Here is a 12,166-nt window from a genome sequence, read left to right as displayed (position 1 = left end):
ATGCTATTGGTTTTATTTATTGTTAGTATACTGATGGCTTATCCAATGCTGCATAAAGGGTCATGGCAGGTGCGACAACAAGAGGACTACTTCTTCTTTGAATTAAGTTATCAACTCTATTTAACACAAGAATCAGCTATATACGCTCATAAATCTACCAGAGTAACCCCTTTGATGTCAGAAAAAAAGATTATTTTTACTTACTATAATCAGCACGGTCAAAGAGTAGAGGAAAACCTTGAATTACCGGCAAGTGTGGCATTAGCAAATCAAATGGCTATTACATTTTCTCCTGGATCAGGAACGATTAATAAAATATCGAGTATTGCTTTTACAACGAATTATCAAGAGGGGAAAATCACCTATCAGTATTATATTGGGAGTGGTCGTTTTGTTAAAAAGAAATCGTGATTCTTTTGAGGGGTTTATTTTATTAGAAAGCCTAATGGCCTTGTTTGTTTTTTCGATTATCACAATAAGTTTAATTCCTTTGATAGTATTTATGAGAGAGCAAAAAGCTGAACGAGAATTCATGTTGGAGGCTGGCCGATTTTCACATGAATTAATCCAACATGGAGAGTTAGCGCATGAGGAAAATAAAGTAACCGCTGGGTTTGTGCTTAACGGAACCACAGCGGTTAAAGATGGAGTGATTTATTGTGTGGAAATTTCATCAAAAACTGAAAATCAATACTTTTCAGTTTGGGAAACATAATTTAGCTGGTTTTACTCTTCTTGAAGGAATGGTGGCCCTTTTAATATTGTCATGTATTCTTCTGTTAGCTAATACGGTTATCAAATCAACAGTAGCGATTGAAGTGGGTGCCGGGAAAAATTCTCAAGTAGAGTGGCACTTATTTCTAAATCAATTTGAGCACATTAGTACTGAATGGCAATTAAAAAAGGTTGAACCTGAAAAACTGACTTTTAGAGAAGGGAATAAATTGGTTGAATTATCTTTTTATAAAAACCTGTTAAGAATTAGAAAGAATGGAGGGTATGAACCAGTTTTAACACGTGTCATAAAGACCAGGTTCAGCGATAATGAAGGAGGTGTTGACTTTAAAATTAAATTGGAGGATGGCAAGGAATACTGTGCAACATTTTATGGTTGGGGACGTCAATAAATGGAGTGGCATTATTTTTCCATCGGTCCTTGTTTTATTAATGATTTTATCAGGTTTATTTTACTTGGAATTGAATTTACATAAAAAAGAACAAGAGCTATCAATCTTAACTAAGAGAATGTATGAAGGAAAAGTTATAGCAGACATGGCATACCAGAAGGTTGCTCATTTGCATCAAAGTTCCAAGAAGGATGAAGGGGTCCTTCAATATAATGTTGGCAATGTTAAGTATCGTGTTCAAGATGAAGAAGTGAGAATGTCTATATATATCGACGGATATTTAATGTATGATGTTAAAGAAAAATTACCAAATAAAAAAAGCCACTCTCTGAAATAGAGAATGGCTTTTTGAAAACTTGTAAGACAGATCTTAAAGTTTTTTGTTGTAGAATTCAACGATGAAGGCTTCATCAATTTCTTGAGAAAGTTCTTCACGTTCAGGTAAGCGAGATAAGCTACCTTCAATTTTAGCATCATCGAATGTTACGTAAGCTGGACGGCCTACTGCAGATTCTAGAGCTTCTTTAACGATTGTTAAGTTTTGTGATTTCTCACGTAATGAGATCACTTGACCAACTTCAACGTGGTATGAAGGGATATCAACACGTTTTCCATCAACCATAACGTGACCGTGGTTTACTAATTGACGAGCTTGACGACGAGTAGTCGCTAAACCTAATTGGTAAACTACGTTATCTAAACGTTGTTCTAATAAGATCATGAAGTTAACACCGTGTTTACCTTCGCGGATTTTACCAGCTTTAACGAATGTGTTAACGAATTGACGTTCGTTCATTCCGAACATGTTACGTAACTTTTGTTTTTCAGCCATTTGTAAGCCGTATTCTGATTTTTTACCACGGCTGTTTGGTCCGTGTTGTCCTGGAGCGTAAGGGCGACGAGCTAACTCTTTCCCTGTTCCTGATAATGAGATACCTAAACGACGTGAAATTTTCCAACTTGGTCCTGTATAACGTGACATAATTTGTTTCCTCCAATATATTGTTTTTTTGGAGTAAAATAATCTCTGAAAACTTTAGTCTTCGTGCAGTTCAACCTTCAACCTTCACCAATGCAGCCGTGGTTACACAATTGAACCTCTCGGGCGCTGAACTGTTGACGATGTACCTGTCTTCTAGCTGCTTATTTTACACAAGGATTATTATACGATAGAAAAGACCTTGGGTCAAGGTCTTTTCAGCTTAATTAAGGCTTTGAATCGCCTTTTTAGAATCGCTGATTTTTTTAATCATCGAATTATAATGACGTGAAGCATATGTTGAGAATAAAATATCTATTGCAAATAATTGTGTTAGCAATGAGTTTGAAGCAGAACTTCTTAAAACAGGCTCATTACTATCCGCAGTTAGTAGCAGAATGTCGCTTTCTTTGGCGAGTGGACTATCTTTGTCGCTTGTCATGGATAGAACAGTAATATTATTTTCTTTAGCAATAGCAGCGAGTTTAATGACTTCTTGTTTCATTCCTGAATGAGAAATCAGAAAAATGATATCAGCTTGTTCGTTAGTAGCTAAAGATGTCGCAAGTAAATGAGAGTTATCTGTATAACTAACATTCTTCCCGGAACGTCCCAATTTTTGACTGATATCTTGGGCAACTATTGCTGATGCACCGATACCGTAAGTGTATATCATTCGTGCTGATTCAATGTGCCTAATAGCCTCGTTGATGGCCTCATTATCCAATTTAATATTTGTTTCTTCAAATGCAAAATTTATTTTATAAGCGAGTTTCTTTTTTATTGTATCAATTGGTTCATCAACTAAGATATCAGTGTGTAGATCAGTAGTCTGTGTTGCTAAACAATTAGACAAATTGATTTTCAAATCACTGAATCCGTCTAAGTCTAGACGATAACAAAATCTGACAAGCGTTGCTGAACTGGTTTCTGTTTTCTTAGCTAAATCAGTGACTGAAAGTTTTAAAACGTCAGATGGGTATTTTAAAATCCAATCAGCAATTTTCTTCTCAGATTTAGAGAAGTTAGTGTAGTAATTTTTGATTTCTAATAAGATGTTATTGTGCATTAGATACTCCTTTCTAGGTATAGAAAAAGCCTATAATCATTCTAAATTATAGGCTTTTTTACTAAATAGAGCAATCAATCCAAGGGATTATGTCACGTAGAGATTTAATTTTTTCTGTTGCCTGAGACTGGTCAATTGAATAACCGTGCGCATTAATTGCTAGAACGTCCAGTCCAGCTGAAGTTGCTGAAGCAATTCCATGAGTGGAATCCTCAATAGCAAGACAGTCATTAGGAGTGAGTCCTAGCTTTCGAACGGTATGCTCGTAAATAGCGGGGTGTGGTTTGCTTTTAGGGAAACTTTCACCACTTGAAATCACGTCAAAATAATGATCAATCTGATGCAATTTTAAAATTTGATGTAAGTTTTTTAAAGGTCCAGCCGATGCTAAGCCGATTTTGATTTCGCGTTTCTTCAATTCGACTAAAACATCTGTTATGTCCGGGCTAAGTACATGGGTATAATCCATGGGATACTCTTTTTTAAACGTCATAAATGCTGCTTTTCGAACCGACTCCTTGATTGGATCATCTCCATATAATAAGTGAAACATATCGCTAGGATTTGAACCGATTAATTTTAGATTCGTTTCTTCGGAAATGGTTTCACCATATTGTTTGAAGAAAGTATCACGTCGTGCTTGATAGAGTGTTTCTGAAAGGATGATTACGCCGTCCATATCGAAGATGACTGCTTTTTTCATATATTAGCTTTCTTTTTGCATGTCTTTTGAGATACCAAAGAAGTAAGTTGCAATGAATCCACCCGCATAACCAGCTAATAGGCCTAAAACATAACTGAACCACTTGCCTTCAGCAATAAGTGGAATTAATGCCACACCACTTGGTCCAACAGATGTCGCACCAACGTTGCCAAGTAAACCAACAACAGCACCACCGATACCGCCACCAATACAAGCTGTGATAAATGGACGACCTAGTGGTAATGTAACTCCGTAAATAAGCGGCTCACCGATACCTAAAATACCAACAGGTAACGCACCTTTAATTAATTCTGTTAATTGAGTATTTTTGCGACATTTCAACCATAATGCAGCTGCGGCACCAACTTGACCAGCACCAGCCATTGCTAAGATAGGTAATAGTAATGTGCTACCTGTTTGTTCAATCATTTCTAAGTGAATTGGAGTTAAAATTTGGTGTAAACCAAACATAACCATTGGTAAGAATAACGTTCCAAGGACGAATCCAGAGAAAGCACCACCAATTTCAAGTACCCAGTTTAAAGCGCCAACTAATGAATCAGATACAACACCAGCGATTGGCATAATTAGGAAAATTGTCATTAAGCCCATTACTAGTAATGTAATAGTAGGTGTCACAATGATATCAATTGAATCTGGAATGACTTTACGTAGTTTTTTCTCAAGGAAGGACATGATCCAAACGGCGAAAATGACACCGATAACCCCACCTTGACCAGCAGAAAGATTACCACCAGTGAAGATGTTTGGTAGTGGAGCTTCAGGATTCATACCAGTTAGCATGGTAACTCCCCCGATAACTCCCCCTAAACTTGGTGAAGCGCCAAACTCTTTGGCACTGTTAATACCAACATACAATACTAAGTAAGCGAAGACCCCGCTCTTGATAATGTTCATAACAGTTAGAACGTTCAACCACATATCACCATCAACAGTACCGGCTGTGATTAAGTTTTGTAGAATTGAAGCGAATCCACCGATGATTCCGGCACCAACAAAGGCTGGGATTAGTGGAACAAAAATATTTGATATTGATTTAAGTGCTTTTGACCAAGGTTTTTGATTTTTTTGTTTAACTTGAGCTTTAACTTGAGCCGCTTTTTGTTCAACGGCGTCTTTTCCTGAAAGTGATTGATTGGCAGTGTCTGGGAATGTATCACCAAGGTTTACACCAGCCATTTCACACATTTCTAGAGCGACCTTATTTACAGTTCCAGGTCCAATAACAACTTGTAAGGTATCATCTTCGACAACCCCCATTACTCCTGGGACAGCTTTAAGCTCCTCTAAATTAACTTTGCTATAGTCTTTAATTTCCATACGTACTCGAGTCATACAGTGAACAACTTTTCCAACGTTTTCCATACCACCGACATTTTTGTAAATGCCAGTAGCGATAGTTTTAATTTTATCTGTCATTTGAAACACCTCTTCTTATTATTTTATTTAATAGTGCGTCTAACAAATCCGCTAGCATTTACTAATTGAGTTTGAGCTTCTTCTTTTGGAGAATTAGTTAAAATCATAACGATGGCTAGTTTTACATCTTCACCTGCTAGGTTAAAATGTTCTTCAGCGACACCATAAGAACATTCAGTGGCTTCCATGATGATACGTTTAGCACGTTCTACTAATTTTTCATTGGTAGGTTTAACATCGACCATCAGATTTTTGTAAACTTTTCCAATACCAATCATAGAAACTGTTGATAACATATTTAATACCAACTTTTGAGCAGTACCTGATTTCAAACGTGTTGAACCAGTTAAAATTTCAGGTCCGACTTCAACTTCAATAGGGAAACTTGCGTGTTCACTGATTGCCGCGTTTGCGTTACAAGAAATAGTAGCTGTTGTAGCACCGACTTCAGTTGCGTAATCTAAAGCTCCGATAACATAAGGCGTACGTCCGCTTGCGGCGATTCCAACAACGATATCTTTATCTGATAAATTAATGTCGACTAAATCAGTTTTGCCTAATTCAACAGAATCTTCTGCACCTTCAACAGCAACGGTCATAGCTGACATACCGCCAGCGATTAAACCTTGTACCATTTCGGGCTCAGTTCCGAATGTTGGAACACACTCAGCGGCATCTAAAATACCTAGACGACCGCTTGTTCCGGCACCTGTGTAAATTAAACGACCACCTTTATTGAAAGCAGCGATAATTTGTTCAACAACTTTTTCAATCTGTGGAATGGCTTTTTTAATAGAAGAAGGAACTGAAAGGTCTTCTTCGTTCATGATAGTTAAAATCTCGTTAATGCTCATTTGATCTAAGTTTAAAGTTCTTTGGTTACGTGTTTCCGTTGTTAGTTTTGTTAAGTCCATAATAATTAATCTCCTTCGGTTATTAATTTAAAACGTTGACCAGGTTTAATGAAGGAAACTAAGTCTACATCTGGTGTAGGGATAGTTGCCACGACATTCACTCGTGGGTCTTGCTCTAAATCTCTTTTTGTAATTTGTAATTCACCCATATAACGTTGGTATTCAACGTTATCTAATGTAACTGAGCCCTTAGAGCGAGTCACAGTATTATCGGGTTGAATAGTAGGGAATTCTTTAAAGCGTGCTTCTTGACTACGAACTGCATCACGGGCATCATCCACTCGGTTTGTATGGGTACCAATAAATAAGTTCGTATGAATATATGACGTTACGTTAATGGGTAAGACCATTAAATCATTTTGGAAATACTCTTTAAATTGATCCATAGTATTTGCTTTAATACTTTGATCGCCGATATAAACGGCATCGACTTCACAATTATCAAACATATCAATTGCGGCAGCTAGGGGATGCATATAACGGTGCTCTTCTAAACAAGGTAAGTGTTTATATAAGGGACCACGTAAAATACCATCGCCAGGGACAAATGTCATAATTTTCAAACCTAACGATCGTAGCCATTGATTTGTTTTAATGAAGTTTGACCGTTCTAATCCCGTTTCAACACGTGGGTAATAATTATGCCACAGCTCGAAATTTGAAAAATCAGCATTGAAGCCTTGCAATTCTTCAACTTCCCGTTCTGTTAAAGTACTAGCATTTAATCCTACATTCATAACCTTAGAAACATTTGCAATGGTTTCCATCGGAATGCCATAGTCCATTCGTAGTCCAGTGACACCGAGGTTTCTTATGTCTTCAGGATTGTCATTGAGGTTTAGACCTAATGCGCTAAGACCTTTTGTGGAAATATCCACCATCAGTGATAGGTTTAGTTCTTTGGCGATAGAGCCTAAAGCTAATAGTCTGTCGCTGTATTTTGTGGCGTCGTCCTCGGGAATGTGCATTGAAGTAAAAATGCCTTCGAATCCAGCTACCTTCATACTTTTAATATAATCTTTTGTTTCAGTAGTTAAATCATTATTTAAAAAGATTGAAAAGCCTAACAAATATCTAACCTCCTTTCGCTTTCTCTTTGTATCCGTTTTCATTCTACAATAAACGAAAAAAAATTTCAAGTTTATCTAAAAAATAAAATAAAATGAAAAAAAGTTTCTCAAGTAATTGATGGATTGTTATTTTTTCAGACTAATTAGGTAATTATAAGAAAATATAGAGAATTGAAATTTCCATCACAACTTTCAGAGAAATAGGAGTATACTAATATGTGTTATGGGAGGGAAGTTTCATGAAATTATTTAAAGAATTTTTATTAATTATTAGTTTTACTTTTTTAGGTGAAATTATATCTAAGGTAGGGCACTTGCCTGTTCCGGGAAGTGTTATTGGCATGTTATTGCTATTTGCTGGTTTGTATTTTAAAGTGGTGAAATTAGATGATGTGGACACTGTAGGAACGTTCTTATTAGATAATCTAAGTATTTTATTCTTACCAGCTGGAGTGGGAATTATGGTTTATTTCCCTGTTATTAAAGATCACTGGTTTTCTTTATTAATCGTGATGTTAGTGACAACAGCATTAACAATGGGCGTCGTTGGCATGGTAGTTCAAGCAGTCAAAAGAAAATACGAAGGAGATTGTATTGATTTGACAAGTGAGGAGGCAGAAGGTCATGTTACACGAATTGACGAGTAATCCGCTCTTCGGATTGATTTTATCTATTTTTGTCTTTTTATGCGCACGAAAATTAGCAGCTAAATTAAAGATTGCGATATTCAATCCTTTAATTGTTTCGATTATTATCGTCATTGCCACCTTGAAAATCACAGGGATTAGTTACGATGATTATTATGTTGGTGGGAGTATCTTGAATATGCTGATTGCTCCGGCAACGGTAGCTTTAGCGATTCCATTGTACCGTTCGATTCACTTATTGAAACATCATGCGCGTTCGATTATGTCAGGAATTATTGCTGGCACGATTGTTAGTACATTAACGACGGGTTTATTTGCTGTTTTATTGAAATACGACGAAGTTTTACTTGCATCACTACTGCCCAAATCTGTGACAACAGCAATAGCTATTGATGTTAGTAAGCAACTAGGCGGAATTAGCACAGTTACCATTATTGCAGTTATTATCACCGGTATTGGTGGAGCTATTATGGCCCCTGCCGTATTGAAATTTGTTAAAGTGGAAGAGCCGGTTGCTCAAGGAATCGCGTTAGGAACTTCTGCTCATGCTATTGGGACGGTGAAAGCGTTGGAGTTAGGCACAGCCGAAGGAGCAATGTCAGGCCTTGCAATTGGAGTGACTGGAGTCGTAACAGTATTTGTCGCACCTTTTATGTTACAATTGTTCATGCAGTGGTTATAAACTAATTTTTAAATCAAGGGAGATTGAAACGTGAAGAGAAAATTAATTGCATTTGATATTGACGGTACGTTGTATACAGAAAAAAGAACGTTGTTACCAAATACGTTGAAAGCTTTACGCGAATTAGAAGAGGCTGGTCACTTTGTGACAGTGGCTACAGGTCGTAGTTACTTTACAGCGAAAGAAACACTGAAGGAATTAGGCGTTGAAAATTATTTGTTATGTAATGGTGCCTATAGTTACGAAAATCATGAATTAAAACATAGCTTCCCGATTGATAAAGATGAACTAAAAACAATTGTTGAAGTAGCGAATGAAAATAAAATGGATATTTTATACCAAACAGAGCGTGGTGTGAAACAGCAAAAACCTTTTGAAGATCAAGAAAAACGTCAAAATGCGGTGGGGTTTGAACACTTGAATCCATCATATGAATTTGATATTGATAAGGAAGAAGCGATTTATCAAGCTATTATGTTTTGTACTCGTGACCAAGAAAAATTATTCAATGGATTATTAAGTGAGTTACGCTTCACACGTTGGTTGTCAGATGGTGTGGATATCGTATCGAAAGATGGTTCGAAAGCAGCTACCTTAGAAGTGATTGCAAAAGATCATGGCTTTGAGCATGAAGATATTATTGCTTTTGGTGACGGTGAGAACGACATTGAAATGTTGAAACTTGCTGGTTTAGGTATTGTCATGGGGAATGCCTCTGATCACGTAAAAACTTTTGGTGACTATATAACAGATACCAATGATAACGATGGTATATATAAAGCTTGTCAGCACTTTAATTTAATCTAAAAAAAAAAAGACCTGTTAGGTCTTTTTTTTTTACTTTGTATATTTAATGTAATTTAATTTTTGTAATATAAGAATATTCTCATATTTTTCTTGTTTTAAGTACAAACTAGAAAATTGTATAATATTCGTTTTTTTTCGTAGGTTTTTTGTCTATACTTAGTGTAGTTTAATCAATATATACTTGTCAACTTTTTTTTTATGCGGAACTAGTGTATGGAAAGGGGAAATAAAATGAGAAATTTTTTTGATGATTCTAATTAAACAGTTGGAATCAAGCTAGTTTTGCTAGTTATTTTTAAGCCGTCGTTTAAGCCGTCAAATAAATAAAGGGGGAATCTTGTTGAGCAAACGAGGAGAAAATATTTATAAGCGCAAAGATGGTCGTTGGGAAGGACGGTATTGGAAAGGTAGACGGGTAAATGGATCAATTAAGTATGGTTATATATACGGTAAGAGCTATTATGAAGTTAAACATAAATTAATCGATTATAAAGCCTATTATCAGGATCAACTATTAGTTAATAAAAATTATGGTGTAACGTTTGAAGAGTGGATGGAGTGTTGGTTACATGAAAAAAAAGAACGTGTGAAGCAATCAACATATGCACATTATAATAACAAAATGAGATATTATATCTTACCACTATTAGATGGATACCTGATTAGTGATATTAAAACATATGAAATTGAAATGTTGTTGAATAATTTAATGAAACAAGGTTTAAATCCGTCAACCGTCAAAATGCTAATATCGTTACTTAAGCAGTGCTTGTCAGCTGCACAAAAAAAAGAAATCTTATCTTCTAACCCGTGCGAAGAAATTCAATTACCTAAAGTACCTAAAAGGAAGGTTCAGGCATTAACTCAAATGGAACAATTAAAACTAGAAGAAATGGCGCTGAGTGAAGAACATTCCAATGGGTTACCAATTTTTTTAGCGTTACAAACAGGGATGAGAATTGGAGAAATTTCTGCGCTACAATGGAAAGACATTGACTTTGAAAAAGGGACTATTTATGTTAGGCACACGTATCAAAGAATCGGAAAAAACAATTGAGTCACATGCAAAGACTAAGCTTATCTTGGGGGCGCCGAAGTCGGAAGCATCAATACGAGTGATTCCAATGACCAATAGATTGTATGCGGTTTTAAAAGAGCACTCTAAACAAAAAGAAAGCTCATTTGTTTTTTCTGTAAATGGACATCCACGGGAACCTAGACTAATAACGTATCATTTTCAACGTATCATGAAAAAAGCGGGTTTGTCGGATCGCCATTTTCACCAATTACGACATACTTTTGCCACACGATGCAATGAATCAACTTCTGATATTACATCATTGAGCGTCTTAATGGGCCACCATTCAACGAAAATGACTTTAGATATTTACACTGATTCATTACTAGAACAAAGAATAAAAGTGATTGAACAAATGGAGCAAAAAGAAGTCAGCAGTACTTATACGTAATTCAGATGTATTTTAAAGCCGTCATACGCCGTCACAAAAACAAGCCAACTCTTTTGGTATTAAAAGAGTTGGCTTGTTTTTTCTAGTTTGTACTTAAAACAAGGTATAAAATACTGCCAAACAAATCAGAGTGCAATTGGATAAGAGGAGGAAATAAAATGTTCAGTAAAAAGAAAGACATCAATGAGTATGATTATGAGTATGAATATGAAGAAGTTGGTACAGGCACGGATTTAGAAAAATCAAGGTACAAAAAAGCAGTAAATAGTGCGCTGCCAGGAATTTCGAATGTCAGTAATATCCAAAAGAATGAGAGCGTTTCTACCGAATTAAAAGACCTTCAAAATGAGAATGCAAGAGTAACACTGTTAAATGAAAAAGTAAAGCAAGAAGTAAATGATAAGCAACAAGAAATTGATCTGTTGAGTAAGCGAATATTTGATTATCAAGAAGCTCAGAAAGAGATTGATAAAACATTAGATACTCTTAGAAAAAATAATAGTGATGAGGTTAGTAAGTTAACGAAAAAAATAAACGATTTTGAATTAGAAATTCAAAAACTATTATCCGTTAATAAAGAATTGACAAGAAAAGTTAATGAAAACAATGTGGAACGGGAGTCAGAGAATAATCAACAAGACGTTTTGCTAGAAGAAAACGAAAAATTAAAAATGATGTTGCAACAACAACAAAATAAATTCAGACAAAGAGAGCAAGAGTTTAATGAACGTAAAGTTCAAAACGATAAAAATATTTCGAAAGAGATAACACTTTTAAAAGAAAAAAACATTCAGTTGCAAGAGGAATTGAGAGAATGTACTGTAGATGCTCAAAAACCGATGCAAGAAGTTTTAAATGGCAAGATTGAAATTGCGGACGCTTTAGTAGAGGCAAAATCAGTGTCGAAACAAATTATCAACGGTGCTGAAGTAAAGGCGGAAAATATAATAACTAACGCAATTAACGAGGGTAACATTAAAGCGGAAGAAGCAGAAAAATTATTAAGTCAAGCAGAAACTAATGCTCAAAAAATTATCAATCAAGCGACTTTCGAAGCGAATAATAGGGTTTCTGAAGCGGAATTACAATTACGTTCTATCAAAGAGCAAGCGTACGATCTATATAAAGATGTAATGGTTGTGAAAGAAGAGTCAGCAGAAAGTTTTAACAACTTAACAAGACGATTAAGTGTGTTTGACCAAGCGGATACTAAAATCGAATTGCTTTAAAAGTTAGCTAAGTGTTTTCAGAGGGGGGTG

General features: G+C 35.7%; 16 protein-coding genes. 10 read left to right on the top strand and 6 right to left on the bottom strand.

Features of this window, described 5'->3' with window-relative positions:
- Nucleotides 1-33: 33 nt before the first annotated feature.
- The 4 genes from G7081_RS01345 to comGG are packed head-to-tail and all read left to right on the top strand — an operon-like array spanning nucleotide 34 to nucleotide 1,464.
- Nucleotides 34-411 carry a hypothetical protein gene (locus tag G7081_RS01345; protein WP_238786651.1) on the top strand — a complete coding sequence of 126 codons (378 nt, stop codon included), beginning with the start codon at nucleotides 34-36 and terminating at the stop codon, nucleotides 409-411.
- Nucleotides 392-715, top strand: coding sequence for a type II secretion system protein (locus tag G7081_RS01340; RefSeq protein WP_166006706.1), 324 nt, complete (start codon nucleotides 392-394; stop codon nucleotides 713-715). Before G7081_RS01345 ends, G7081_RS01340 begins: the two co-directional genes overlap by 20 nt.
- Nucleotides 716-761: 46 nt before the next feature.
- Nucleotides 762-1,127 carry a ComGF family competence protein gene (locus G7081_RS01335; protein ID WP_238786650.1) on the top strand — a complete coding sequence of 122 codons (366 nt, stop codon included), beginning with the start codon at nucleotides 762-764 and terminating at the stop codon, nucleotides 1,125-1,127.
- Nucleotides 1,096-1,464 (top strand): competence type IV pilus minor pilin ComGG, encoded by a 369-nt coding sequence (gene comGG / locus G7081_RS01330; protein WP_238786649.1) that lies wholly within the window; start codon nucleotides 1,096-1,098, stop codon nucleotides 1,462-1,464. Before G7081_RS01335 ends, comGG begins: the two co-directional genes overlap by 32 nt.
- A 33-nt stretch (nucleotides 1,465-1,497) precedes the next feature.
- Here comGG and rpsD read toward each other — a convergent pair whose 3' ends face one another.
- From rpsD to G7081_RS01300, 6 genes are all read right to left on the bottom strand, one after another.
- Nucleotides 1,498-2,109, bottom strand: a complete 612-nt coding sequence (rpsD, locus tag G7081_RS01325) for a 30S ribosomal protein S4 (protein ID WP_166006702.1) — start codon at nucleotides 2,107-2,109, stop codon at nucleotides 1,498-1,500.
- A gap of 220 nt (nucleotides 2,110-2,329) precedes the next feature.
- On the bottom strand, nucleotides 2,330-3,175 hold the full coding sequence (locus tag G7081_RS01320) for a MurR/RpiR family transcriptional regulator (protein WP_166006700.1): 846 nt from the start codon (nucleotides 3,173-3,175) through the stop codon (nucleotides 2,330-2,332).
- A gap of 61 nt (nucleotides 3,176-3,236) precedes the next feature.
- The gene (locus G7081_RS01315; protein WP_166006698.1) at nucleotides 3,237-3,878 is read right to left on the bottom strand and encodes an HAD family hydrolase; all 642 of its coding nucleotides are present in this window, start codon (nucleotides 3,876-3,878) and stop codon (nucleotides 3,237-3,239) included.
- 3 nt (nucleotides 3,879-3,881) lie between these two features.
- The gene (locus tag G7081_RS01310) at nucleotides 3,882-5,318 is read right to left on the bottom strand and encodes a PTS transporter subunit EIIC (protein WP_166006696.1); all 1,437 of its coding nucleotides are present in this window, start codon (nucleotides 5,316-5,318) and stop codon (nucleotides 3,882-3,884) included.
- Between the two features lie 23 nt (nucleotides 5,319-5,341).
- Nucleotides 5,342-6,232 (bottom strand): N-acetylmuramic acid 6-phosphate etherase, encoded by an 891-nt coding sequence (murQ, locus tag G7081_RS01305; RefSeq protein ID WP_166006694.1) that lies wholly within the window; start codon nucleotides 6,230-6,232, stop codon nucleotides 5,342-5,344.
- A gap of 5 nt (nucleotides 6,233-6,237) precedes the next feature.
- Nucleotides 6,238-7,302 carry a DUF871 domain-containing protein gene (locus tag G7081_RS01300; RefSeq protein ID WP_166006692.1) on the bottom strand — a complete coding sequence of 355 codons (1,065 nt, stop codon included), beginning with the start codon at nucleotides 7,300-7,302 and terminating at the stop codon, nucleotides 6,238-6,240.
- A 239-nt stretch (nucleotides 7,303-7,541) separates the two neighbouring features.
- Here G7081_RS01300 and G7081_RS01295 point away from each other — a divergent pair, with 239 nt between their 5' ends.
- The 6 genes from G7081_RS01295 (at nucleotide 7,542) to G7081_RS01275 (ending at nucleotide 12,136) form a co-directional block, all read left to right on the top strand.
- Nucleotides 7,542-7,949, top strand: coding sequence for a CidA/LrgA family protein (locus G7081_RS01295; RefSeq protein ID WP_166006690.1), 408 nt, complete (start codon nucleotides 7,542-7,544; stop codon nucleotides 7,947-7,949).
- On the top strand, nucleotides 7,927-8,631 hold the full coding sequence (locus G7081_RS01290; RefSeq protein WP_166006688.1) for an LrgB family protein: 705 nt from the start codon (nucleotides 7,927-7,929) through the stop codon (nucleotides 8,629-8,631). The genes G7081_RS01295 and G7081_RS01290 overlap by 23 nt, the downstream gene beginning before the upstream one ends.
- Before the next feature lie 30 nt (nucleotides 8,632-8,661).
- Entirely contained in the window at nucleotides 8,662-9,438 is a 777-nt protein-coding gene (locus tag G7081_RS01285) for an HAD family hydrolase (RefSeq protein ID WP_166006686.1), read from the top strand.
- A 340-nt stretch (nucleotides 9,439-9,778) separates the two neighbouring features.
- Nucleotides 9,779-10,495 carry a site-specific integrase gene (locus tag G7081_RS07705; protein ID WP_275115411.1) on the top strand — a complete coding sequence of 239 codons (717 nt, stop codon included), beginning with the start codon at nucleotides 9,779-9,781 and terminating at the stop codon, nucleotides 10,493-10,495.
- Nucleotides 10,455-10,907, top strand: coding sequence for a tyrosine-type recombinase/integrase (locus G7081_RS07700; protein ID WP_275115410.1), 453 nt, complete (start codon nucleotides 10,455-10,457; stop codon nucleotides 10,905-10,907). Before G7081_RS07705 ends, G7081_RS07700 begins: the two co-directional genes overlap by 41 nt.
- Nucleotides 10,908-11,065: 158 nt before the next feature.
- Nucleotides 11,066-12,136, top strand: a complete 1,071-nt coding sequence (locus tag G7081_RS01275) for a coiled-coil domain-containing protein (RefSeq protein ID WP_166006685.1) — start codon at nucleotides 11,066-11,068, stop codon at nucleotides 12,134-12,136.
- Nucleotides 12,137-12,166: the final 30 nt, after the last annotated feature.

It is taken from the genome of Vagococcus coleopterorum, from assembly GCF_011303955.1.
Classification (GTDB): domain Bacteria; phylum Bacillota; class Bacilli; order Lactobacillales; family Vagococcaceae; genus Vagococcus_D; species Vagococcus_D coleopterorum.
Note: the sequence above shows the minus strand (reverse complement) of the source record. Positions and strands in the feature narration are given on the sequence as shown.